A 23,816-nucleotide genomic window follows, 5' to 3' on the forward strand; every position below is an offset into this window, starting at 1 on the left:
GTAAATTTAGTGAATTACTGTTTGAAAAACAAAAACCGTACCCTTCAGGATCTCCTGACAGCTAAGTGACAAAAAAAATAACAATAAAAGCGTTAAAATACGCTTAATTTATTAACTAAAACGTAAAATAAAGTTGTTAATAAATCATTGAAATAAGTGTAGGTAAATAGCTGAAAAAATTTCAAAAAAACGTATCTTGGCACGCTTTGAAACTAATATAATTATTTAATATAACAACTTATGTCTGAAGGAGAAAAGTTAATTCCTATTAACATAGAAGATGAAATGAAATCAGCTTACATCGATTATTCGATGTCAGTAATTGTATCGAGAGCGCTTCCAGATGTTAGAGATGGCTTGAAACCAGTGCATCGAAGAGTTCTTTACGGAATGTATGACTTAGGAGTAACATCAAGATCTGCCCACAAAAAATCTGCAAGAATCGTAGGAGAGGTTCTGGGTAAGTATCACCCGCACGGAGATACCTCTGTATATGATGCGATGGTACGTATGGCTCAGGAATGGAGTATGCGATATTTATTAGTGGATGGTCAGGGTAACTTTGGTTCTGTTGATGGTGATAGCCCTGCAGCAATGCGTTATACAGAGGCCAGAATGCGCAAAATCTCTGAAGATATTATGGCAGATATCGAAAAAGAAACAGTTGACTTTCAATTGAACTTTGACGATACCTTATACGAACCAAAAGTAATGCCTACCAGAGTTCCAACTTTATTAGTAAACGGAGCTACAGGTATTGCGGTGGGTATGGCAACTAATATGCCACCACACAATTTAACCGAAGTAATCAACGGTACCTTAGCGTATCTTGATAATAATGATATTGAAGTTGACGAATTAATGACGCATATTAAAGCTCCGGATTTTCCAACCGGTGGTGTAATATATGGTTATGAAGGAGTTCGTGAGGCTTTTAAAACCGGTAGAGGACGTATTGTCATGCGTGCTAAAGTTGGTTTTGAAGAAGTAGACGGAAGAGAATGTATTATCGTTACCGAGATTCCGTATCAGGTAAATAAAGCCGAAATGATCAAGCGTACAGCTGATTTGGTTAACGATAAAAAAATTGAAGGTATTGCCAATATTCGTGACGAGTCGGATAGAAATGGTATGCGTATCGTTTATATCTTAAAACGTGATGCTACACCAAATGTAGTATTAAATACCTTATATAAGTATACATCACTACAATCTTCTTTCAGTGTAAACAATATTGCATTGGTAAAAGGTCGCCCACAGATGTTGAATCTGAAAGATATGATTCATTATTTTATTGAGCACCGTCATGATGTAGTCGTTCGCAGAACGAAGTTTGAATTGCGTAAAGCCGAAGAGAGAGCACATATTTTAGAAGGTTTAATTATTGCTTCGGATAATATTGACGAAGTAATTGCAATCATTAGAGGGTCTAAAAATACCGAAGAAGCTCGTGAAAAATTAATCGAAAGATTCAATTTGTCAGATATTCAGGCACGCGCCATTGTAGAAATGCGTTTGCGTCAGTTAACAGGTCTGGAACAGGATAAGTTAAGAGCTGAATTTGAAGAATTAATGAAATTAATCGAACATTTGAAAGCCTTATTGGCCGATGTAAATTTAAGAACTAATTTAATTAAAGAAGAGCTTGAAGAAATCCGTGAAAAATACGGAGACGATCGTCGTTCTATAATAGAATATGCTGGAGGAGATGTGAGTATCGAAGATTTAATTGCCGATGAAAATGTAGTCATTACGATTTCGCACGCAGGTTATATCAAACGTACTAACCTTACCGAATATAAAACGCAGAACAGAGGAGGAGTTGGGCAAAAAAGTGCCGGGACAAGAGATCAGGATTTCCTTGAGCACATGTTCGTGGCAACTAACCACCAGTATATGATGTTCTTTACGCAAAAAGGAAAATGTTTCTGGATGCGCGTTTACGAAATTCCGGAAGGAAGTAAAACGGCAAAAGGTAGAGCTATTCAGAACCTGGTAAACATTGAAAGTGATGATAAAGTAAAAGCTTTCATTTGTACGCAAGACCTAAAAGATAAAGATTATATCAATAGTCATAATCTTGTGATGGTAACTAAACAAGGCCAGGTGAAGAAAACTTCTTTAGAAAAATATTCTAAACCAAGGGTGAATGGTGTTGCTGCCATTACGATTAAAGAAGGAGATGAATTACTGGAAGCAAAATTAACCAACGGAGACAGCCAAATTATTTTGGCAGTGAAATCAGGTAAACTGGTTCGTTTTGAGGAAACCAAAACACGTCCGATGGGAAGAACGGCTTCGGGAGTTCGTGGAATTACTTTAAAAGACGATACCGATGAAGTAATTGGTATGGTAACTATCGATAGAGAAAATGTTAACGATTCACAAATTTTGGTTGTAACTGAAAATGGATACGGAAAACGTACCAAATTAGTGGACGATGATGGTGAAGATGTGTACAGAATTACCAATCGCGGTGGTAAAGGAGTTAAAACTCTTAATATTACCGATAAAACCGGTAAGTTGATCTCTATCAATGCTGTAACGGATGCGGATGATTTAATGATTATCAATAAGTCCGGGTTAACGATCAGAATGGCTATTGAAGATTTACGTGTAATGGGTCGCGCAACGCAAGGAGTTCGATTGATTAACTTAAAAGGTAAAGATTCTATTGCTGCTGTAACAAAAGTGATGAAAGATGATGTTGCTGAAGTTGTTGTAGACGAAGACGGTAATGTTATTGAATCGGTTATTGAAAGAGTAAAACCGGATTTAGAAGTTCTTGAAGACGAAGGTGTTGTTGAAGATGAGGATGACGAGGATGACAATACAGAAGAAGAATCTGAAGAAGAAGGCGATTCTGATGACGAAGAATCTGAAGAATAATAGAAAATAAACCACTTAAAATTAAATACACAAATTGAATATTATGAAAAGTAAATATGTAATACTTGCGTCAGCATTATTGATTTCAGTAGCTACTTTTGCTCAAAAGGATCAGATAAAGAGTGCTGAAAAAGCATTAAAAAGCGGAGATGCTCAGGGAGCACTGACGATATTAAAAGATGCTGAAAATATGGTAGTAAATGCCAAAGATGTTGAACAAGCGCAATACTATTTTGTAAAAGGTAACGCTTATTTAGATTTAGCAAATAAAAAAGTAGAAGAAGGGAAAAATCTTTCTTTGGCTGCTGAGACTTATCAGAAGCTAATTGATACTGAAAAAACTTCAGGAAAGGTTAAATTCTCTACTCAGGCGGCGGCTTCTATTACTGAAATTAAAGGAAAGCTGATCAATGCTGCTATTGCTGATTCTCAAGCAAGTAAACATGCTGATGGAGCTAAAAAGTTGTATGACGCTTATTTGTTGGACAAAAAAGATACAATCAATTTATACTATGCAGCTTCTACTGCAGTAAATGCTCAGGATTTTGACCTTGCTTTACCAATGTACGAAGAGTTAAAAAAATTAAATTATTCAGGAAAAGGAACAAGTTTTACAGCTGTAAATAAAATTTCTGGTAATGAAGATGGTTTTAACAATGCTAAAGATAGAGATTTAGCTGTAAAATTAGGAACTCACGAAAAGCCTAAAACAGAAGCTATCCCTTCTAAAAGAGGTGAAATCTACAAAAATTTGGCTTTAATTTTAGTTCAAAAAGGACGTAGTGAAGATGCTAAAAAAGCGATTGCGGATGCAAGAAAAGCAAATCCGGAAGATTCTTCTTTGATCTTAACAGAAGCGAACCTTTATCTTGAGTCTAAAGACTATGACACCTACAAAAAATTAGTGGGAGAGGCTTTGCAGAAAGACCCAAACAATGCTGATTTAGTTTTCAATTTAGGAGTAATTAGTGCTAACGCAAAAAACACTGCAGATGCTGAGAAATATTACTTAAAAGCAATCGAAATCAATCCAAGCTACGCAAATGCTTATCTTAACCTTGCAGCATTAAAATTAGAAGCTGAAAAACCAATCATTGATGAAATGAATAAATTGGGGACTACTGCTAAAGATATGAAGCGTTATGATGTATTGAAAGCACAAAGAGAGAACGTTTTTAGAGGAGTTATTCCTTATCTTAAAAAAGCAAATGAGCTAGATCCTAAAAACGAAGATGTTTCTAAAACGTTATTAGGTGTTTACAAAGCGTTAGAAATGACTGCTGAAGCAAAAGCATTGAAAGCTAAAATGTAATTAACGAGAGTTAGTACTTAATAGTTTAAAATTCCAAATTCCAATGATGCCCTTGCATTGTTGGAGTTTGGAATTTTTTTATTAGGATACATGAAAGTCAATATTTTTAAAATCCAAATTCCAATGATACTTGAAATTATTGGAATTTGGATTTTTAAATTTGGAATTTTCTTAAGCGATTAGTGTAGCAGACAATGTAATGGTAGTATTTAAAAGTTTAGAAATCGGGCAGATTTCTTTTGCTTTTGTTGCTGTTTTTTCAAATTCCTCTGCTGAAATGGATGGTACTTTTCCTTTTAAGTCTAAATGGATTAAGGTGATAGAGCCGTCTTCAAAGGTTACTGTGGCTTCTGTGGTTAGATCATCGGCTGTGTAGCCACCTTCGTTTAGCAAAAAGCTTAATTGCATCGTAAAACAGCCGGAATGAGCTGCAGCAATAAGTTCTTCGGGATTTGTTCCAACTCCATCTGCAAATCTGGTTTTAAACGATAGTTGTGCATTGTCTAAAGTTGTACTTTGAGTGCTGATGGTTCCTTTTCCTTCCATACCTGTTCCTTTCCAGTTGGCATGTGCTTTTCTTGTAAATTTCATCGTGTTGTGATTTGAATTAATAATTTATTTGGTATTTTGTTGACTGTCAGTAAATAATGTGTTTATCAAATATAATCAATATTTTACGGAATTGTTTTATGAAGTTGAATTGGAAATGTTAAGCTTAGGGGTTAGGTTTCAAGTTTCAAGTTTTAAGTTGAAATGAGGTAAATGTTGGAGCGGATTTTACCGCAAAGTACGCAAGGTTTTTTTACTTAGATTGTATTGATAAACACAAAGTTCGCAAAGCCTTTTTTAGATAAAGCTTTGCGAACTTTGCGTTTTATTAAATCCTAATATATTAAAAAACCTTGCGTGCTTTGCGGTTAAAAAAAAACTGCAATAAATTTCTTCACTGCAGTTTCTGTATTTAGCTGGTTTTGTTTTTACTCAACCGGATAATTATTCCTGATTTAAGTTACGCAATTGCTTTAGTTTTTCTTTCCAAACTTCTAAGCTTTCCTTGTGGATTGCGATGTTTTTGCGAACCTCAAGAACAATTGAGTTTTCTTTTTTAGCATTTTTGGTATTGGTAAAGAACTGAATGTTATTCTCCAATTGGAAAATTTCGTTCTGTACTTCTTCAATCTTACGCATTAAGAAGATCTTCTCATTGTCTAATTTACGAGTGTCGTTACTGTCGGATAACGAATCGATTCGATTGGAGAAACGCATCATTTCGGTTTCTTTTTTGCTCAGACTTAGTTTTTCGAAAAGTGCATCTAAGATTTTATTGAATTTCCCTTCAATATGACGTCTTGCGAAAGGTACTTTTCCGTAGCCTTTCCAAATCTCGATATGTGCTTTGATGGCATCCAGATCTGTTTTATGATCACCTGTTAACTGGTAAGCTCTTAAGATGTCCAGATAAGCTTTTTTGTTATCGAAAGCGGCTACTTCATCAACGTTTTCCTCTGATTTATGCTCTTTTAATTTATCAAAATAGTGATTGCAGGCATCTTTAAATTCTTTCCAGATTTTATCGGAATATTTTTTAGGGACGTGACCAATTTGTTTCCACTCTTCCTGAATTTGTTTCATGATTGGAGTAGTGGCGGTAAAATCAGTGCTTTCCTGTAGTTCTTTAGCCTTTGCTACTAGAGCCATTTTTTTGTTTAAATTGTCATTTTGATCCTTTTTAATGTCTTTGTAAAATGAATTTTTAAAAGCATTAAAATTTCTAACAGCAGTTTTAAACGCAGCCCAGGTTTCTTCATTTACTTCCGAAGGTACTTTACCAGCAGCAAAAAACTCATTTCTAAGCGCTTCTACTTTCTGAATCTGTACCAGCCATTGAGAGTGAGAGTTTACTTTCTCGGTTCCTAAAACTTCAATTTTGGCAATGATCTCTTTTTTAATTTCAAGATTATTTTGTTCGTTTGCTCTTTGGCTTTCGAACAAAACTTCTCTTTTGTCGTGAATTTTTTTAGTCAGTTCACTAAATCTGTTCCAGATCGTATCACGGTGTTCTTTAGAAACCGGTCCGATATCTTCTTTCCAGATTCTGTGTAGATCTTGTAATTCACGGAATGCCTTGCTGATGTCGGTTTCATCAACCAATTCTTCAACACGGGCAACTATTTTTTGTTTTTGTTCCAGATTGTGTTTGAAATCCAAATCTCTCGCCTCACGATCTAAATGCAGGTAATCGTAAAAATTCTCTACATGAAAATGGTAATTGTTCCAAACGTGATTGTATTTGTCTTTCGGAATTGCACCTGCATTCTTCCATCTTTCTCTTAAATCATTAAAATGTTTAAGGGTGTCCTTGATGTTCTCCTGCGGATTGATAAGCTCTTTAAGCTCTTCAACGATGGCAAGTCTGTTGTCTAAATTTGATTTAAGATTAGTTTGTAAATGTTTAAAATGAACATTTCTTTTTTCTCTAAAAACATTATAATACTCGTCGAATTTGGATTTTAAAGGAGAGTGGTATTCGAATTCTTCATTCGGATCTTGTTTGGAAGCATTGAATTCTTCTTTTTTCTCTTCTATAAAGTGATTGTATTGTAATAAAAACGACTTCTTGATTTCTTCGATGTGATCTTTCACAGACATTACTTTGTCTGTATTGATCAGTTTTTTTAGTTCATCAACAAGTGCATCCAAAGAAAAAGTATCATAATCCTGCATAGGAATTTCATGACGCTCTTTAAGCGTCTCATCTTCACTTTCTTCGGCATTCGAATTGGTTATGGCATCTAATGCAGTCTGATGATTGGCTTCGGTAGTTTCAACAGTACTTTCTGATTCAATCTCATCATTCGAAATTGTATTTTTGGTTACTGCATCGGTATCAGCCGTTTCGATTGCATTATTCTCAGTAGAATCGTTAATGTCGATTTCTAATTTTCCGTCTGCTTCTTGCAGGTTATCATTCTTTTCTTCTAACATTTTTAATGTATAAGGTTTTTATTTTAAAGAGAGCGAAAGATAGTAAAGGTGTTTCTAACTACAAAATAAATCGTTTGTTTATACGTTATTTTACAGTGAAATTCTTAATTATTGCTTTAATTTAAAGATATGATAGGGGCTTTTTTGGAGATTTCTTGAAGTTAATTTAAATTATGAATTGCTGGAATTTTTAGAAATTCAAAAGTAAAATGATATCGGAAGGCATTTTTGTTCGTTTTATTTTGATTTGAAACAGAGAAATGGAGTGGGTAATTGTATAAAATAGTTAACCCGACAGGTTTTGAAACTTGTCGGGTTAAAATATTTAAAGTAATGTTCTGTTGTAGTCTTTTTACTTATTCCAGATTTTCCATGCCTTTTCAGCCTGAAAAATAAGCATGTCGTAACCATTTTTTATTACAGCACCTTTTTCTTTGGCTCTCTTTAAAAATTCCGTTTCTGCCGGATTGTAAATTAGGTCGTAGGCAATATGTTTGTCTGTAAAGAACTCATATGGAATATCAGGACAAGCATCGGTGTCAGGTATTGTTCCAACAGGCGTACAGTTAATGATAATCTGAAAGTTATCAAAAGTAGTAGCGTTAATTAAGTTGTAATCGATGATATTATCTTTGGCTTCTCTTGAAACAAAAGTATAGAGTATACCTAATTCATCAAGAGCAAATGCAACTCCCTTAGAAGCGCCTCCTGTTCCCAAAATCAGTGCTTTTTTATGATGAAGTTCGAGCAGCGGTTCTAACGATTTTTTAAAGCCGTAGTAATCGGTGTTGTATCCTTTTAATTTTCCGCTTTTGGTAAATTTTATAGTGTTTACGGCACCGATTAAGGTTGCTTTTTTTGAAAGTTTATCTAAGAATGGAATGACTTGTTCTTTGTACGGGATCGTAACATTTAGACCTTTCAAATCGGGATTGTTTTTTACTAATTCTGTGAAATAGTTAATTTCAGAGATGTCAAAATTTTCGTAGCTGTTGCCAGCGAAAACCTCATCACTGAATTTTTCTGTAAAATATCCTTTTGAAAAAGAGTAACTAATATTACGGCCCAACAAGCCAAAACGTCTTCTTAAAGTATCAATCATTATTGTTTTCTGTGTTTTTCAATGTAATTTTTAACTGTTTTCTTTGACCAGACTACCGGGAATAAATCTTCGATTAGAATGTAATTCTCAAAGTTTAAGCGTAAACCATTGCTTAAGTGAAATTTAGCTTTAGTAGTGTCCTGAGTCATAAAATACAATCCGGCCAATCGGTATTCGATTTCGTTTTCTTCCGGAAAATATTCGGTTGCCTGTAATAAAGTTTGAATTGCACTGTCGAATTCTCCTAAGAACTGAAGGATGTCAACCCAGAACAACCAGGTATCCAGTGCATAATCTCCAAATTCTACTGCTTTTCTGTATCCAAATTCAGCCTCTTCAAAAAAGTTCATTTGTTTGTTGATGGTAGCGTAACGCTTCCAGTACAAACGATTCTGATTGTCGATCGCTAATGCTTTATTAACAAAGAACAGGGCTTTTTGAAAATTTTTCTGGCGCATATGAAAGTCAGTAATGGCAATCCATCCTTTGTCTAAAAGCGGATCTTCATGTACTGTCTGATTGTAATATTGCAAGGCTTTTACCAAATTTCCTAGTTTTTCGTAGCATTTTCCAATGCGTAGTAAAGCATAGGAAGTTGCATCGTCTAACTCAATGGTGCGGTTGTAGCTTTCGATCGCTTCATGGTATTTTTTTAAACGCTCGTAGGCTTTTGCTTTTTCCATAAAGGCACCAAGGAACTCATCGTCGATAAGTGTGGCATAATCAAAAGCACGAATAGCGTTTTCGTATTCTTTTACCCCATAATGCAAACGCCCAAGCTGATGCCAGGCAATTTCGCTGTATGGATTTTTGTTGATATAATCGTTTAGATAAACAATGGCTTCCTGATTTTGATCTAAAAATTCAAAACAATACACCACGTTATAAAGCGCAGACTGATCTTCTAAATCTTCTTCAAGACATTTGATGAAACTGTCTTTTGCCATCTCAAGGTTATCCATAAAAAGATATTCCATTCCAATCAAGTTGTAAACGTCCGCGTAGTCATCTGTAAATTGCAAGGCAATTTTAAGTAATTCTACCGCTTTTTCGTGTTGATCTCTTTTAGAACAGATATTCGCTTTCTGAATGTAAATTTCCTCGTTGTTAGGTTCGATTGCATACAACTCATTTAAGAGTTTCTCGGCGATTTCCAATTTATCGTCGTAAACCAACATTTCTACTTGTACTAATTTTAAGCCTGTAGATTTTGGGTGTTGGTCTAATGCAAGTTTCAGGGCCTTCTTTGCTAAATTAGCCTTACCTATGTCTAAATAATGAAGAATAATTTCTTCGAATTCTTCAGAATCAAAAAAGAGTACTTTGTTTGTTTTTAACATTGACTCAAATTTGGATAGGGATAGGTTATAATCTTCTTCTTCGTTGCTTAATTGCATACTGTCTTTATTTGAAATTAGCCTGTTATAAATTTAGGCAACCATATTATTGCTGTGGGGAAAGGAAATTAATTGTTTTGAACAATTTAATTAACAATATGGACAGAATTTCGATTCTGTTTTTAGTCCTAATCTTCTGATTTATGAGAAGATTAGGGAGTTGTTATTTTATCTGCTGATAGGGATTTCCTATCCTGATTTGTTTTAATTAAACTTCTTGCTCCTTTTTCAGGATTTCATCCATAACGTTTAAGATTATGGCACAACCTTCTTTGATTTCCTCTTCAGAAATGGTTAAAGGAGGTGTTATTCGTATCGCGCATCCTTCAAACAGCAACCAGAATAAAATGAGCCCTTTGTCCTGACAGTTCAAAATAACCTGATTGGTAATTTCGGCAGTTTCGGTCATGGCGGCAAGCATTAATCCTTTTCCTCTAACTTCCTTTATCAAAGGATGTACCAAAAGCGATCGGAAGAGTTTTTCTTTCTCTAAGGTCTCTTCCATTAGATTTGTTTCAGTTAATTCCTGCAAAGTAGCCAGACATGCTGACGCAATGACAGGATGACCTCCGAAAGTAGTGATATGCCCCAATTTAGGATTTTCGGTTAACAGATCCATTTTTTCTGCCGATGCTGTAAAAGCGCCTACCGGCATTCCGCCACCCATACCTTTTCCCATAACTACAATGTCGGGAATAACATCATAGGTTTGAAAACCAAATAGTTTTCCGGTTCTCCCAAAACCAGGTTGGATTTCGTCAACGATCATCATAGCGCCAACTTCGTCACAGCGTTTTCTGACTTTTTGCAGAAAATTGTCATGAGGTTCAATAAATCCGGCACCACCCTGAATAGTTTCTAAAAGTATAGCAGCAGTTCTGGTCGTTATCTTTTGTAAATCTTCTTCGTTGTTAAAGGTGATGAAATCAACATCGGGAAGAAGCGGTCTGAAGGCCTGTTTGCGCTCTTCAAAGCCCATAACACTCATAGATCCCATAGTATTGCCATGATAAGCATTATGACACGAAATAAGCTGACTGCGGCCTGTTGCTCGTTTGGCTAACTTCAGAGCTCCTTCTATCGCTTCTGTTCCTGAATTTACCAGGTAAGTTTTGCTTAGTGATTCAGGCAGGAGTGAAGCCATGAGTTTGCAATATTCGACAGCGGGACTTTGTGAGTATTCGCCATAAACCATCACGTGCGAATACTTGTCCAATTGATCTTTGATAGCCTGATTGACCCTCGGGTGCTGGTGCCCAAGTGTACAAGCAGAGACACCTGCTACAAAATCTAAGTATTTTTTATCGTTAGTGTCGTAAATGTACGAGCCAATGGCATGTGAAACCTCCATTCCCAATGGGTATGGTGAAGTTTGTGCCTGGTATTTTATAAAATCTGGATTCATTTTTTTTGAGGTTCTGAGTTTAGTCGCAGTTTTTAGTCGCAGTCGCAGTTTTTATCTACTGAGAACTGAGACTGAAAACTGAAAACTATTTTTTAGTCTTACTCTTAGCGTTTGTGGTGGTCTTCACTGTGGGTTTCTTTTTGTCGTAATCCAAGGTTTCTTTCCTTACTTTTAGAGGTACATTTTTATCTTTAGCCTCTTCGTCTTTTCCCTCCTGGATTAATTTATCGTTCATTTCATTGTCTTCGGCTGTAAAGATATCGTCTTTCGACTTTATTCGTTCGTCGCCGCGCCAGCGCAAGCCTTTTAATTTACGGGCGTTTTCAGGTAAATCGGCTTCGGGATATACGTCACCGTCGACTTTGTTGAAAAATGTGATGGTTTCAATATCGTTATTTTCGATAATCAGATTGATTTTACTGCTTACATTTTTATTGATTCCAATTAGCTCATTGTCATCATTTCGCATGTAGTAGATTACCTCGGTGTTTTTGATAACGTCGACATCATGTAGTTTTCCTTCCCTGAATTTTCCAAATAAATTGAGTCCCTTGACCTGATTATAGCCGGTTCCGAGGGTATCCCGCGAGACTATAAAGGTGTTGTTGAGGACTTTTAAAGAGTCCAGCTTTTTGGTGTTTTTGTCACCAATAAGATGCATGACATCTCCTGTGATTTGGCTTTCTCCATTCCAAAGAATCGGGTTGCCAATTAGTTTTGTCAAAGCAGTCTTGGAATTGGAATGAATAGAATCACATTTTCCGCTCATGTCTATTTTGTAAAAACGTACATTGTTGTAAGCTCTTAGAATTCGTTCCCCTTCTTTTCCGGTAACCATCAGTTTTTTTCCGTGAATATAAACTGAATCTTTTTCAACCAGATTAATGGCTACGGCTCTTTTGGTGACAAACATCGAATCTTTGAGCTTGTAAATCTCAGCATAATGGCCTTTTACGATGCCACGATTGATGGAGTCCGTGATTTTTACATTTCGGGTGGCAGAGGCAAATTCAATATTTCGATTATAGTATAAACTGTCCCCTTCTATGAGGCGATCATCATATTTGATGTAAGATTTCCGTAAAAAATGTGCAAGATTCTTCTTGGTATCATAAAAACCCCTTTCCGTGTAAATATAATTGGATTTACTGGTAATCGTTGAAGGGCCAAGTAAATAGGAGTGTCCTGAATTGCTATAGTAATCTAAATGATTGGATTTGATCACATATTTTGGATTGGTAATCGTAACCGCAGTCAGGAATTGAAACTTTTTCTCGGCCACAAAATACCTTCCTGATTTACTAACCAATGTATTGTCTTTGTTGATGATAGTTCCTTTGGTGTTGTAAAATACCTGCTGAATATTTCGGTCAAAGTTTATTGTATCCGTACTTAAAGTTGCATCAGGTGAACTCATGACTGCGTCACCGGTCGCAAAAGCTTTTTTTACATTACCACTGTATTCGGCATATTTACTGTTTAGAAATAAGGTGTCACCTTGTACCAATTGCACATTTCCAAAAGCTTTAAGATAATTTTCTTTTTGAAAGAAATAAGCTTTATTACAGGTCAGTACAACCCCGTCATGATTCACTTTTACATTTCCGGTAAGCAGTAAAGCACCCGGGATTTCGTTTTCGTTGATTTCTTGAAAATCAGCATTTTCAACAATTATTGTTTTAGGTTTTTGAGCAAAAAGATCTTGTATGCTTAAAAAAAGCAAACAAAAGGATATGAAAAATAGTAATTTCTTCAATGGATTAATTTTTTGTCAAATTTATGAAAAAGGTTATAACCTTTATGGATATTAAGATTAATTTATTAATACGGATTTTTTGAATGGATGGATAGGTTTTAATGAAAAATTCTAAATCAATTTGATAAAAAATGTTCATTTGGTTTTGAGTTTAATTTATCAACAAAACGGAGTACTCTTACGTTGTAGTTGATGATTTTGTACTTCTATCCAAACAAAAAAGATTTTTAGGTTTCCGTGAATTTAAAAATTAGTCTAAATTTAGAAAATGGTTTTCAGAATCAGGAATGTTATTTCCGATTTGGAGATCAATCAGATTATAAAGAAAATATGATAAATAAGAATTTTTTTGTTGCGGGACTTGCTGTGGTTCTGCTATTTTCGGCCTGTAAAACCAAAGATCTAAAAATGAATACAAGTAAAGAAGAGACTCGTAAGGATGCTAAAATTGTGGTCTATCAGGTTTTTACGCGTTTGTTTGGAAATAAAAATACCACTAATAAGCCGTGGGGGACGATCGAGGAAAATGGTGTTGGAAAATTGAATGATTTTACGAACAAAGCGCTGCAGGAGATTAAGGATTTAGGCGTTACCCATATTTGGTATACAGGTGTTCCGCATCATGCATTGGTGGGCGATTATAAGGCGTATGGAATTTCAGATGATGATCCGGAAGTGGTAAAAGGCCGTGCAGGATCTCCGTATGCTGTAAAAGATTATTACAATGTAAATCCCGATTTAGCGGTGAATCCGGCAAACAGATTACAGGAGTTTGAAGCGTTAATAGGGCGTACGCACAAAGCCGGACTAAAGCTGATTATTGATATTGTACCCAATCATATTGCAAGAAAATATGAAGGTAAAAGTAACCCGGCAGGAGTAAGAGATTTTGGAGCCGATGATGATGTGAATATGGAATATAAACGGGATAACAATTTTTACTATATCCCAAACAATCATTTTGAAATACCGAGTGGAGATATTCCGTTAAATGGAGAAAAAAATGCACTTGTAGACGGGGTATTTAATGAAGATCCTGCAAAATGGACTGGAAACGGTTCTCGAAAAGCGAAACCCGACCAAAACGACTGGTATGAAACGGTGAAAGTAAATTATGGAATTCGTCCTGACGGATCAAAGGATTTTATGGAACTTCCTGCGGGATTTGATCAAAAATCGTATCAGGAACATTTTGCTTTTTGGCAGGACAAAGACGTTCCGGATTCCTGGAAAAAGTTCAGGTCTATTGCTTTGTATTGGATTGACAAAGGGGTAGATGGTTTCCGTTATGATATGGCGGAGATGGTACCCTACGAATTTTGGAGTTATATGAATTCGGCAATTAAGATGAAAAATCCAAATACCTTTTTATTGGCTGAAGTTTACAATCCAAAGGAATATCGTAATTATATTCGTTTGGGAAAAATGGACTATCTCTATGATAAAGTAGAAACTTATGATAAGCTGAAAGATATTATTCGCGGAAAATCACTGCCAGATGGATTATCGGATATTCAGAAAGGAATGGAAGATATTGAGCACAATATGTTGCATTTTTTAGACAATCATGATGAGCAGCGATTAGCTAGCTCTGAGTTTGCAGGAACTCCCGAACGTGGGAAGCCGTTAATGGTGGTTTCTGCGACAATTAGTACGGCTCCAACTATGGTTTACTTTGGACAGGAAGTAGGTGAGGCAGCGAATGAGAATGCCGGTTTTGGAACGCGTTCCAGAACATCGATATTTGATTATATTGGAGTACCAAATCATCAACGTTGGATGAATGAAGGGAAGTTTGATGGCGGGCAGCTTTCAGATTCAGAAAAGAAGCTGCGTGATTTTTATAAGAAATTGCTAAATTTTTGCCTTAAAAGCCCTGCTTTAATGGGGAGTTTTCAGGAAATTCAAAGTGTAAATCGTCAAAATAATAGAGGCTACGACGATTTAATTTATTCGTATGTACGTTGGTCAGAGCATCAAAAACTGATCATCGTGACTAATTTTTCTTCGGAAAAAACAAGTGAGTTTGATTTGAAAATTCCTTCGGATATTATTTCAAAATGGAACTTAAGAGATGGAGTTTACCATCTTAAAGATGAATTGTACGAGAAGAGTATTGTGCAATTAAAAGTAAATAATGGTGAAGGAGTGGTGAGGGTGAAAATAATGCCTTCGGAGTCATTTATTTTTGAATTAAAGTAATTGTAGACATCTGCTTAAAGGGCTGAAAGCCTGAAAGCATGGTGCAACGCACTATGAGAAAAATTAAAAGTGATTATTACCCTGAAAGGGTAAAAGCAAATAGATAAAAAAAGCTGATACTTAAAATGTAGTATCAGCTTTTTTATGATTTATACTTTTTTGACTTTTTTCAAAGCTTCGATGTAATTTTCGTTTACTTTTTCCCAGTTAATATGCTGATAAAAAGCATCAATATAACTCCCTTTTCTGTTTTGGTAATCCAGATAGTAAGCATGTTCCCAAAGATCAATTCCTAAAATAGGAGTTCCGGGAATCAGGGCGTTTTTCATTAAAGGATTGTCCTGATTTTCCGTAGTTGTTATTTGAAGTTTTCCGGCTCTGTCGACAATCAGCCAAACCCATCCGGATCCGAATTGTTTGGTTGCCTGACCTTTGAACTGGCTGGTTAGATTGCTTAAAGAACCAAACTCTTTATTGATCGAACCTGCTAAAGTATCTTTTGGAGTTTGTTCTTTTGGTGTTAGAATATTAAAATAAAGCGTATGATTGTAGTATCCACCTGCATTTTGACGAAGCTTGGCATTGCTAAGGTCCATTTTTTTAAGAATATCTTCTATAGGCAGATTTTCAAACTCCGTATTTACAATTTCTTTGTTGAAATTGTTGGTATAAGTTAAATAATGTTTTGAATAATGTGTTTCCAGAGTAAGAGTTCTTATGGCAGGAGCCAAAGCATCATAAGAAAAGGGCAGTTTTGTCAGTTCAAAAGAACCTGGGTCTGCTTTTACATCATTTGGAGATCCAATGGTGATTTTTTCTTCTTTTGTAGGCAAAGGAACCTCTACAACTTCGGTTAACTTATTGTCATTACATGAAAATAATAGAAAGAATGAAGCCAAAATGCTAAAACGAACAATGTTTTTCTTCATAATGTTAGTTATTTTGATGTTAGTGAATTAATGATTGCAATATAGTTTTCTTTGGCTTCCTCAGCTGTAAGATGACTTATTTGCATCCAGGCATTTGTTTTGAAAGCATTTCGTAAATCAAAATTATCCGATTGATTGTAAACTGCTGTTCCAAAAGTTGCTTGTTTGTAATAGGCATAGAGTCTCAACTGCACGTCTTGTGGCAGTGTAGCCTGAGTCATTTTTAAAGCGGTCTCAACGGCCTCTGAAAAACGAGTATCTAAATCTTTTTCAGTCATTAAGCTTTTGTAGCGATGATGGTTTTTCCACCAATTGCTTTTTGGTTTAATACTACATTGATTGGAGTACCTAAAGGTAAAAATAAATCTACTCTTGAACCAAATTTTATAAATCCGGCATCTGTTCCTTGAACAACCTGCATTCCTTCTTTAGCGTAATTTACAATTCTACGCGCCAAAGCTCCTGCAATTTGTCTGTACAATACCTGTCCAAAAGTTTCATTTTCGATTACAACCGTTGTTCTTTCGTTTTCTTCGCTTGCTTTTGGATGCCAGGCAACTAAAAACTTTCCAGGGTGGTATTTACTAAATTTGATGATACCATCCATTGCGTAACGCGTTACGTGTACATTAATTGGTGACATGAAGATAGATACCTGAAGACGTTTGTCTTTAAAAAATTCTCCTTCATAAACTTCTTCAATAACCACAACTTTCCCGTCTACAGGAGCAAGAATGTGATCGCTGTTTCTGATTGCGATTCTTTTTGGATTTCTAAAAAATTGCAGAATGATAATTAATACTAATAAACCAGCTAGCTGAACTAATATTCTTAGCCAATTGATATCAATGAATTTTTCAGCAATTAAAAGTACAGCTACTGCGAAAACAGTACCTAACAAAATGGATGGGCCTCCTTCTTTATGAAACATAATATAAAATTTGATAAAATAAAAATATAATTGGTGCTACAAATATAACACTATCTAGTCGATCTAATACACCTCCGTGACCCGGCATAATGGAACCGCTGTCTTTTACTCCGGCAACTCTTTTGAATTTGGATTCAATTAAATCCCCAATAGTTCCGAAGATGCTAACGATTAAAGCAATAATCATCCAGATAAGAATAGATTTAGTGCTAAAATCTGCTTTTGGCTGTATGTATAGTTTGGAAATTAAAAATCCGGCAAAGGCAGCAAAAACTACTCCGCCAAGGAAACCTTCAATTGTTTTTTTAGGTGAAATACGTTCAAACAATTTATGTTTTCCCATTGACTTTCCAACTAAATAGGCAAAGGTGTCATTGGTCCAGATTAAAACAAATAATCCAATGATGATTTTTGGATTGTAATCCTTGATACCAAATGAAATTTTAGTGATGAAAAGAAAAGGGAGTGTTACATATCCAAGTAAATAAACGTATTTGGATGTTTTGCTGATGATTTGTGTGTCATCAAATAAAAATACAATACATTTTACGGATACAATTAAGGTAATGATAAGCAGTGCCGAAAAAAGCTTTTCGGTATCCACAGTAATTATAATATTCTCTTTAAATGTTTTACTGATATAGTTTTCAGTTTCCGTTTTATAAAAACTGATTAAAGCGACTGCGCTATAAAACAGGGAAACAAATAAAATTGAAAAAATTTTATTGATCCCGACTAAATTACAGAATTCATATGTGGCGATAATCAGAAAGATGCCAAAAAGAATAATAAAGCTTTCGGTAGAAAACAGAATAGAAGTTAGTAATAAAGCGATATAAACAGCACCAGAAATGGTTCTCTTGAGTGTTTCGTTCATCTTAAAGATCTTCTAAGAGCAATAAATACAAGTTTTTGGCAACACTTCCGTATTGCGTAAAATCTTCTTCTTTTGCTTTTTCGAAATATTTTATTGTGGTAATATTAGTAGGGTAGTCTCTTTCGTATTTGCGTTTGATCGCGCTTAAACCATCGCTTTTGATGGAAAGTATCTGACTTGTTGTAGCAATAATAACAATGTTTGCAGGTAATTCGTTTGGTTTGTCCTGTCTGATTTGTTTAGATGAGAATAAAATAGAACCTTCGTCAGCAATCAGATTCTCACAAGTGGCAAGTAAAAATTTTGGATTCCTTGGCGAAAGATAAAGGAGTTTATTTTCTTCAAGCAAACTAAAAAGAGCAGGTTCATAACACAAAACTTCGTTTTCGAACCAGTCGTTTTCTTCTAAAATGTTTTCAAATTGTTCTGCAACCTCCTGTTTGTTTTCGCAATACAAGAACTTACCTCCATTTTTTTTGAAATTAAAAATGAATCTTTCATCGATAGATAAATGACTGTCAGGAGCTTGGTTTGCCCCGTATTCACTTTCATGTTCTTCATCAGAAGCTGGCTCACTGGAGCCAAATATTTTTTTGAAAAAATTCATTTTATATGAAATACTTTACATGTTAATTGAAAACGTTCAAAGATAAAAAAATCTTAATTCAAAAGGGTGTTTTGAATTAAGATTTTAAAAAATATTACATATTTATTGAATTATCTATGAAACCACTTCTTCTAAATTTTTATCAAAAGTGCGTTTTCCGAAGATAGCTTCTAAGTCATCTTTGAAAATAACTTCTTTTTCAATTAATATGTCAGCTAGTTGATTTAGCTTGTCTTTATTTTCTTCAAGAATTTCAATGGCTCGTTGGTATTGACCTTCAATTAATTCTGAGATTTCTTTGTCAATGATTTTTGCAGTTTCGTCAGAATATGGTTTTGAAAAATTGTATTCGCTTTGACCGCTTGAATCGTAATACGTAACATTTCCAATTTTATCATTCAAACCATAGATCGTTACCATAGCACGAGCCTGACGTGTAACTTTTTCTAAATCGCTTAATGCTCCGGTAGAAATTCTGTCAAAAGTTACTTTTTCAGCAGCTCTTCCGCCCATAGTAGCACACATTTCGTCTAACATTTGATCGGTTCTGACGATTTGTCTTTCTTCCGGTAAGTACCAGGCTGCTCCTAAACTTTGTCCACGAGGAACAATCGTTACTTTGATTAGTGGTGCAGCATGTTCTAACATCCAGCTTACGGTAGCGTGACCAGCTTCGTGTATAGCGATAGCTCTTTTTTCTTCCGGTGTAATGATTTTGTTTTTCTTTTCAAGTCCGCCAATGATTCTGTCCACAGCATCAAGGAAGTCTTGTTTGTCCACTGCTGTTTTGTTGTTACGGGCGGCAATAAGAGCAGCCTCGTTACAAACATTAGCAATATCGGCACCAGAGAAACCAGGAGTTTGTTTGGCTAAGAAATCAAGATCAAGACCTTCTACTTTTTTGATAGGTGCTAAGTGAACTGCGAAAATTTCAGCTCTTTCACGAATGTCCGGTAAGTCAACAAAGATTTGTCTGTCGAAACGTCCTGCACGCATTAAAGCTTTGTCAAGTACATCGGCTCTGTTGGTTGCAGCCAGAACAATTACGTTAGAGTTGGTACCAAAACCGTCCATTTCTGTTAGTAATTGGTTCAATGTGTTTTCTCTTTCGTCATTTCCGCCTGACATATTGCTTTTTCCTCTTGCTCTACCAACAGCGTCAATTTCGTCGATGAAGATAATAGCAGGAGATTTTTCTTTAGCTTGTTTGAATAAATCACGTACACGTGAAGCACCAACTCCTACGAACATTTCAACGAAATCAGAACCTGATAAAGAGAAGAACGGAACCTGAGCTTCGCCTGCAACTGCTTTTGCTAGTAATGTTTTACCTGTTCCCGGAGGGCCAACTAGTAAAGCTCCTTTTGGGATTTTACCTCCAAGATTAGTATATTTTTCAGGGTTTTTTAAGAATTCTACAATTTCTTGTATTTCTTCTTTTGCTCCTTCTAAACCAGCTACATCTTTAAATGTAGTTTTAATATCGGTTTTCTCATCAAACAACTTAGCTTTCGATTTTCCAATGTTGAAAATTTGTCCGCCACCGCCACCGGCACCACCTGACATTTTGCGCATAATGAAAATCCATACACCAATAATGATGATGATGGGTAGCAGACTGATTAAAATGTCGCTCCAGTTGTTTTTCTGTAAGAAATTAAAATCTTTCAGTTTACCTTCGCCAACTGCTTTTTCAAGCTTTGTTTGGAAGATTTGATCGTTACCAATTTCTAAAGTATAATGAGGACCTTTATTAGGTCTGTCAAAAATATCTTTAGCTACTTTTTTATTAGCTGCGTCTTTAAGAGCCGCAGCGTTTAAATATACTTCAGCTTCAGCTTTGTTATAAACGATTACTTTTTCAATTTGCCCTTTTTCTAATAAAGTGTTGAATTTAGAAGAAGTTAATTGAGCAGGTTCGCTTAAGTTTGATCCACCGGTTGCAAAACTTATAAATAAAAAAACCAGAAGTATTGCAGTATATATTAACCAGGGACTTATTTTAAATTTACTCGGATTTGGATTATTATCTTTAGCCATTAGAAGAAATTTTCTTTAGTATTTGTTTTCGATTGTAGTTATTTTGGCATCACCCCAAAGGCTTTCGATGTTGTAATATTCTCGAATGTGTTTTTGGAAAACGTGCACTACAATGTGTACATAGTCCATAAGAACCCATTCCGCATTATCGGTTCCTTCTACATGCCAGGGTTTGTCCTTTAAATCTTTTGATACAGTTTTTTGAATTGAATTTACAATGGCATTAACTTGGGTATTTGAACTTCCGTTGCAAATGACAAAATAGTCACAAACTGCAGTGTCTATTTCTCTTAAGTCAAGAATATCGATATCATTTCCTTTTACTTCTTCAATCCCTTTGATTATGTTCGCCAATAGAACATCATTATTAACAGTCTTTTTCGCCATGAATTATTTTATATGAATTTGTAAAGTTACCAAATTTTGTGATTATTTTTGAACCTTAACAAAATATTAAATTAAGTTATTTAAATTACTTAAATGAAGCTAATCAAACTCGATGCCATAGATTCTACAAACGATTTCCTTAAATCATTGTCAAGTCAGGATGAACTGGAAAATTTTACTGTAGTGACGGCTGAAAATCAGACAAAAGGCAAGGGGCAGATGGGAGCTAAGTGGCAATCTGAGGTGGGTAAAAACTTAATTATGAGTGTTTTGGTGAGAGATTTTGTCTTTAATAATGAACATGTTTTTAACCTTAGCGTTATAGTGTCTTTAAGTGTAATTGAGGTACTAAAATCTCTAAATATTCCTGATTTAAGTATAAAATGGCCAAACGACATTATGTCATACAATAAGAAAATTGGTGGCATACTTATAGAAAATACTCTCAAAAGTGATGGCAGGATTGTGTCAGTTGTTGGATTGGGCTTAAATGTCAATCAGACTAATTTTGATGAACTTCCAAATGCCTCTTCATTGGCAGTGATTTCGGGTAGTAGTTTTGAGAAAGAACTTTTGCCTTATTTGATTGTCGAGAAAATGAAAGAGACGATAGGAGCATGGGAAGTTAATTCTAAACATTTATGGTCTGTTTATTTTAATTCATTGTTCCGAAAAGGTGTTCCAATGCCATTCAGGAACCTCGAGAATCAAAACTTTATGGGAATCATTCAGGGGGTGTCACCTGTCGGCAGGATTCAAATTCTGTTGGAAGACGATTCTGTTTCAGAGTTTGATATTAAGGAGATTCAGATGCTTTATTAGAAGGTTCTGAGGTTCTGAGTTGCTAAGGTTCTAAGGTTTTTTTTCGAGGTTCAAAGGTTCAAAGTTTTTTTTTAGAGGTTCTGAGGTTCTTAGTTGCTAAGGTTCTAAGTTTTTTTAGAGGTTCTGAGGTTCTAAGGTTCTAAGTTTTTTTAGAGGTGTAAAGGTTTGGAGGTTTTTTGGGAAACAAAAATAAAAAAAACCTGATCGTTAAATCAGGCTTTCATTTATAATTCACAATTAATAATTAATCATTATTAAAGTTTAGTCATATTGTTTGCTAAAGTTTCGATGAATTTGCTGATTGGTCCTTTGATCATCATAGCCATCATAGCATTGAATTCGCCTTCAAAAAACAATTGAACGGCACTTTCTGAATCAGAAACGCTGTCAATATTTGAAGTTAAGGTAAATGGAAGTTTATCGCTCGCAGCTCCCAGAACAATTTTGCTTGGCGCGGTTTTGTCTTTCATTTTAAGTTTTATTTCCGGCATGCCTTTCAATCCAAAAATAAAAGCGTCTTCGCCAATTACTTCAAATTTAGCAATATTATCCGGCATTAATTTTTCGAAATTCTTTACATCAGTCAATAAGTCAAATAAATCCTGAGCTGATTTCTGAACGGTAACTTTTGGACTTTCTAAGTTCATATATTAATTTGTTTTTTTTATTTTTATTTAACCGCAAAGGGCGCTATGGATTTTGATTTTCTTTGTGTTTACAAACGCAAAGTTCGCAAAGCTGGATTTTTTAATAATTTACAAAAGGAGCGTAGCGACTTTAAGAAAATCTAAAATCTAAAATCTAAAATCTAAAATCTAAAATCTAAAATCTAAAATCTAAAATCTAAAATCTAAAATTACTCCTGTCCCCAGGTTGATGGACTCACGTTCCATTCTTGCAGGGTAGACTGTTGTTCTTCGCTGATGTATTGTTTTTGAACCGCTAAATCCAGTAAGTTTTCGTAATTGCTTAAGGTATACAAATCGATATTGGCATTTTTAAAGTTTTCTTCGGCAACATTAAAGCCATAGGTAAAAATGGCGGCCATTCCTTTAATATTAGCTCCTTCGTTGCGTAAAGCTTCCACAGCCATCAAACTACTGTTACCGGTACTGATTAAATCTTCTACTACCACAACATTTTGACCTTTTTGTAAAAAACCTTCTACCTGATTTTGTCTTCCGTGTTTTTTAGCTTCAGGACGCACATATACGAAAGGTAATCCAAGGCTTTCGGCCACAAGAATTCCAATTCCAATTGCTCCGGTAGCAACTCCGGCAATGACATCCGGTTTTCCAAATTGTTTTTCTATATTTTTCGCAAATTCATCACGAACGTAGTTTCGGATGCTTGGAAATGAAAGAATTAACCTATTATCACAATAAATAGGAGATTTCCAACCTGAAGCCCATGTAAAAGGATTTTCGGGATTCAATTTAATTGCATTTATTTGCAAAAGCAATTCGGCTGTTTTTTCGGCAGTATCTTTATTAAAAATCATAGTACAAATGTATAAAGTTTTTGTGAACGACAAACCACTTTTTTTGACAAATGAAATCTCGAGAGAGACTAATTTTCAATTATTCTTGTTAGAGAGTATTGATATCGAGCAGCTTATAGTGAAAATCTTTCAAAATAAAATTCAAAAAGCTTATTTGTATCATCCTGACGAAAAGGAGATTATGAAGACCTTAAAGGCAAAAATTCCTGTTAGTAAAGCTGGGGGAGGTTTTGTGTACAATAAAAGGGGCGAGGTTTTATTTATCTTCAGAAATGGAAAGTGGGATTTGCCTAAGGGTGGAATCGAGAAGGGGGAAGAAATCGAGGCTACGGCTATTCGTGAGGTGGAAGAAGAAACAGGAGTGAGTCAGCTTCGTATTACCAATAAACTTCAAAAAACGTATCATGTTTTTAAGCGTAATGGAAAATACAAACTTAAAATCACGCATTGGTTTGAAATGCATACAGACTTTGAAGGGATTCCTCATGGCCAGGCTGAAGAAGGTATCGAAAAAGTGGCCTGGTTAAATCCAGAGCAAATAAAAGAAGCTTTGAAAAACTCCTACGAAAACATTAAGCTGTTATTTGAAGAGGAAAACGAAATTAAAGTAGAGTAAGGAAAAAAAATACTACCTCATCATTTCCTGATAATTTTTTAGTCCTTTTAATTAGGCG

Annotated in this window: 20 protein-coding genes; 5 read left to right on the top strand and 15 right to left on the bottom strand. The window is 35.1% G+C overall.

Features of this window, described 5'->3' with window-relative positions; all coding sequences use genetic code 11:
• Window positions 1–240 precede the first annotated feature (240 nt).
• Together gyrA and LNQ34_RS16855 are read left to right on the top strand one after the other, a co-directional pair.
• Window positions 241–2,889: a DNA gyrase subunit A gene (gene gyrA, locus LNQ34_RS16850; protein WP_202703622.1), complete on the top strand. Its 2,649-nt coding sequence runs from the start codon at window positions 241–243 to the stop codon at window positions 2,887–2,889.
• Window positions 2,890–2,932: 43 nt separating this feature from the next.
• Window positions 2,933–4,201, top strand: coding sequence for a tetratricopeptide repeat protein (locus tag LNQ34_RS16855; RefSeq protein ID WP_202703623.1), 1,269 nt, complete (start codon window positions 2,933–2,935; stop codon window positions 4,199–4,201).
• A gap of 171 nt (window positions 4,202–4,372) precedes the next feature.
• On the opposite strand, the gene LNQ34_RS16860 is transcribed toward LNQ34_RS16855, so the two are convergent.
• From LNQ34_RS16860 to LNQ34_RS16885, 6 genes are all read right to left on the bottom strand, one after another.
• On the bottom strand, window positions 4,373–4,792 hold the full coding sequence (locus tag LNQ34_RS16860) for an OsmC family protein (RefSeq protein WP_202703624.1): 420 nt from the start codon (window positions 4,790–4,792) through the stop codon (window positions 4,373–4,375).
• A gap of 402 nt (window positions 4,793–5,194) precedes the next feature.
• Entirely contained in the window at window positions 5,195–7,186 is a 1,992-nt protein-coding gene (locus tag LNQ34_RS16865; protein WP_230000535.1) for a DUF349 domain-containing protein, read from the bottom strand.
• 352 nt (window positions 7,187–7,538) lie between these two features.
• Window positions 7,539–8,288: a shikimate dehydrogenase family protein gene (locus LNQ34_RS16870; RefSeq protein ID WP_202703626.1), complete on the bottom strand. Its 750-nt coding sequence runs from the start codon at window positions 8,286–8,288 to the stop codon at window positions 7,539–7,541.
• Window positions 8,288–9,685, bottom strand: coding sequence for a tetratricopeptide repeat protein (locus LNQ34_RS16875; protein WP_202703627.1), 1,398 nt, complete (start codon window positions 9,683–9,685; stop codon window positions 8,288–8,290). The genes LNQ34_RS16870 and LNQ34_RS16875 overlap by 1 nt, the downstream gene beginning before the upstream one ends.
• A 208-nt stretch (window positions 9,686–9,893) precedes the next feature.
• Window positions 9,894–11,090, bottom strand: coding sequence for an aspartate aminotransferase family protein (locus LNQ34_RS16880; protein ID WP_089077395.1), 1,197 nt, complete (start codon window positions 11,088–11,090; stop codon window positions 9,894–9,896).
• An 85-nt stretch (window positions 11,091–11,175) separates the two neighbouring features.
• On the bottom strand, window positions 11,176–12,846 hold the full coding sequence (locus tag LNQ34_RS16885) for an OstA-like protein (RefSeq protein ID WP_230000536.1): 1,671 nt from the start codon (window positions 12,844–12,846) through the stop codon (window positions 11,176–11,178).
• 330 nt (window positions 12,847–13,176) lie between these two features.
• Here LNQ34_RS16885 and LNQ34_RS16890 point away from each other — a divergent pair, with 330 nt between their 5' ends.
• A complete protein-coding gene (locus tag LNQ34_RS16890) occupies window positions 13,177–15,048 on the top strand; it encodes an alpha-amylase family protein (RefSeq protein WP_230000537.1) in 1,872 nt (623 codons plus the stop codon).
• 149 nt (window positions 15,049–15,197) lie between these two features.
• Here LNQ34_RS16890 and LNQ34_RS16895 read toward each other — a convergent pair whose 3' ends face one another.
• The 7 genes from LNQ34_RS16895 to rsfS all read right to left on the bottom strand — a co-directional run bounded on the left by LNQ34_RS16895 (window position 15,198) and on the right by rsfS (window position 20,819).
• Window positions 15,198–15,977 carry a superoxide dismutase gene (locus LNQ34_RS16895; RefSeq protein ID WP_230000538.1) on the bottom strand — a complete coding sequence of 260 codons (780 nt, stop codon included), beginning with the start codon at window positions 15,975–15,977 and terminating at the stop codon, window positions 15,198–15,200.
• An 8-nt stretch (window positions 15,978–15,985) separates the two neighbouring features.
• A complete protein-coding gene (locus LNQ34_RS16900; RefSeq protein ID WP_070906669.1) occupies window positions 15,986–16,255 on the bottom strand; it encodes an acyl-CoA-binding protein in 270 nt (89 codons plus the stop codon).
• Entirely contained in the window at window positions 16,255–16,908 is a 654-nt protein-coding gene (locus LNQ34_RS16905; protein ID WP_089077391.1) for a phosphatidylserine decarboxylase family protein, read from the bottom strand. The genes LNQ34_RS16900 and LNQ34_RS16905 overlap by 1 nt, the downstream gene beginning before the upstream one ends.
• Entirely contained in the window at window positions 16,898–17,785 is an 888-nt protein-coding gene (locus LNQ34_RS16910; RefSeq protein WP_230000539.1) for a phosphatidate cytidylyltransferase, read from the bottom strand. Before LNQ34_RS16910 ends, LNQ34_RS16905 begins: the two co-directional genes overlap by 11 nt.
• 1 nt (window position 17,786) lies before the next feature.
• Window positions 17,787–18,392 carry a lactate utilization protein B/C gene (locus tag LNQ34_RS16915; protein ID WP_017496525.1) on the bottom strand — a complete coding sequence of 202 codons (606 nt, stop codon included), beginning with the start codon at window positions 18,390–18,392 and terminating at the stop codon, window positions 17,787–17,789.
• 114 nt (window positions 18,393–18,506) lie between these two features.
• Window positions 18,507–20,432, bottom strand: coding sequence for an ATP-dependent zinc metalloprotease FtsH (ftsH, locus tag LNQ34_RS16920; RefSeq protein ID WP_017496526.1), 1,926 nt, complete (start codon window positions 20,430–20,432; stop codon window positions 18,507–18,509).
• Window positions 20,433–20,447: 15 nt separating this feature from the next.
• The gene (gene rsfS / locus LNQ34_RS16925; RefSeq protein WP_017496527.1) at window positions 20,448–20,819 is read right to left on the bottom strand and encodes a ribosome silencing factor; all 372 of its coding nucleotides are present in this window, start codon (window positions 20,817–20,819) and stop codon (window positions 20,448–20,450) included.
• A gap of 93 nt (window positions 20,820–20,912) precedes the next feature.
• On the opposite strand from rsfS, the gene LNQ34_RS16930 reads away from it, so the two are divergent.
• Entirely contained in the window at window positions 20,913–21,641 is a 729-nt protein-coding gene (locus LNQ34_RS16930; protein WP_202703632.1) for a biotin--[acetyl-CoA-carboxylase] ligase, read from the top strand.
• Window positions 21,642–21,895: 254 nt separating this feature from the next.
• On the opposite strand, the gene LNQ34_RS16935 is transcribed toward LNQ34_RS16930, so the two are convergent.
• Complete coding sequence (locus LNQ34_RS16935; protein ID WP_035683519.1) at window positions 21,896–22,288, bottom strand: hypothetical protein; 393 nt, start codon at window positions 22,286–22,288, stop codon at window positions 21,896–21,898.
• 209 nt (window positions 22,289–22,497) lie between these two features.
• Complete coding sequence (pyrE, locus tag LNQ34_RS16940; RefSeq protein ID WP_202704426.1) at window positions 22,498–23,142, bottom strand: orotate phosphoribosyltransferase; 645 nt, start codon at window positions 23,140–23,142, stop codon at window positions 22,498–22,500.
• A gap of 7 nt (window positions 23,143–23,149) precedes the next feature.
• On the opposite strand from pyrE, the gene LNQ34_RS16945 reads away from it, so the two are divergent.
• On the top strand, window positions 23,150–23,758 hold the full coding sequence (locus LNQ34_RS16945; protein ID WP_202704425.1) for an NUDIX hydrolase: 609 nt from the start codon (window positions 23,150–23,152) through the stop codon (window positions 23,756–23,758).
• Window positions 23,759–23,816 lie beyond the last annotated feature (58 nt).

Source organism: Flavobacterium lipolyticum (assembly GCF_020905335.1).
Taxonomy (GTDB): domain Bacteria; phylum Bacteroidota; class Bacteroidia; order Flavobacteriales; family Flavobacteriaceae; genus Flavobacterium; species Flavobacterium lipolyticum.

Coding starts and splice junctions, on each gene's coding strand:
- gyrA (WP_202703622.1), top strand. CDS start 241: ATGTCTGAAGGAGAAAAGTTAATTCCTATTAACATAGAAGATGAAATG.
- LNQ34_RS16855 (WP_202703623.1), top strand. CDS start 2,933: ATGAAAAGTAAATATGTAATACTTGCGTCAGCATTATTGATTTCAGTA.
- LNQ34_RS16860 (WP_202703624.1), bottom strand. CDS start 4,792: ATGAAATTTACAAGAAAAGCACATGCCAACTGGAAAGGAACAGGTATG.
- LNQ34_RS16865 (WP_230000535.1), bottom strand. CDS start 7,186: ATGTTAGAAGAAAAGAATGATAACCTGCAAGAAGCAGACGGAAAATTA.
- LNQ34_RS16870 (WP_202703626.1), bottom strand. CDS start 8,288: ATGATTGATACTTTAAGAAGACGTTTTGGCTTGTTGGGCCGTAATATT.
- LNQ34_RS16875 (WP_202703627.1), bottom strand. CDS start 9,685: ATGCAATTAAGCAACGAAGAAGAAGATTATAACCTATCCCTATCCAAA.
- LNQ34_RS16880 (WP_089077395.1), bottom strand. CDS start 11,090: ATGAATCCAGATTTTATAAAATACCAGGCACAAACTTCACCATACCCA.
- LNQ34_RS16890 (WP_230000537.1), top strand. CDS start 13,177: ATGATAAATAAGAATTTTTTTGTTGCGGGACTTGCTGTGGTTCTGCTA.
- LNQ34_RS16895 (WP_230000538.1), bottom strand. CDS start 15,977: ATGAAGAAAAACATTGTTCGTTTTAGCATTTTGGCTTCATTCTTTCTA.
- LNQ34_RS16900 (WP_070906669.1), bottom strand. CDS start 16,255: ATGACTGAAAAAGATTTAGATACTCGTTTTTCAGAGGCCGTTGAGACC.
- LNQ34_RS16905 (WP_089077391.1), bottom strand. CDS start 16,908: ATGTTTCATAAAGAAGGAGGCCCATCCATTTTGTTAGGTACTGTTTTC.
- LNQ34_RS16910 (WP_230000539.1), bottom strand. CDS start 17,785: ATGAACGAAACACTCAAGAGAACCATTTCTGGTGCTGTTTATATCGCT.
- LNQ34_RS16915 (WP_017496525.1), bottom strand. CDS start 18,392: ATGAATTTTTTCAAAAAAATATTTGGCTCCAGTGAGCCAGCTTCTGAT.
- ftsH (WP_017496526.1), bottom strand. CDS start 20,432: ATGGCTAAAGATAATAATCCAAATCCGAGTAAATTTAAAATAAGTCCC.
- rsfS (WP_017496527.1), bottom strand. CDS start 20,819: ATGGCGAAAAAGACTGTTAATAATGATGTTCTATTGGCGAACATAATC.
- LNQ34_RS16930 (WP_202703632.1), top strand. CDS start 20,913: ATGAAGCTAATCAAACTCGATGCCATAGATTCTACAAACGATTTCCTT.
- LNQ34_RS16935 (WP_035683519.1), bottom strand. CDS start 22,288: ATGAACTTAGAAAGTCCAAAAGTTACCGTTCAGAAATCAGCTCAGGAT.
- pyrE (WP_202704426.1), bottom strand. CDS start 23,142: ATGATTTTTAATAAAGATACTGCCGAAAAAACAGCCGAATTGCTTTTG.
- LNQ34_RS16945 (WP_202704425.1), top strand. CDS start 23,150: ATGTATAAAGTTTTTGTGAACGACAAACCACTTTTTTTGACAAATGAA.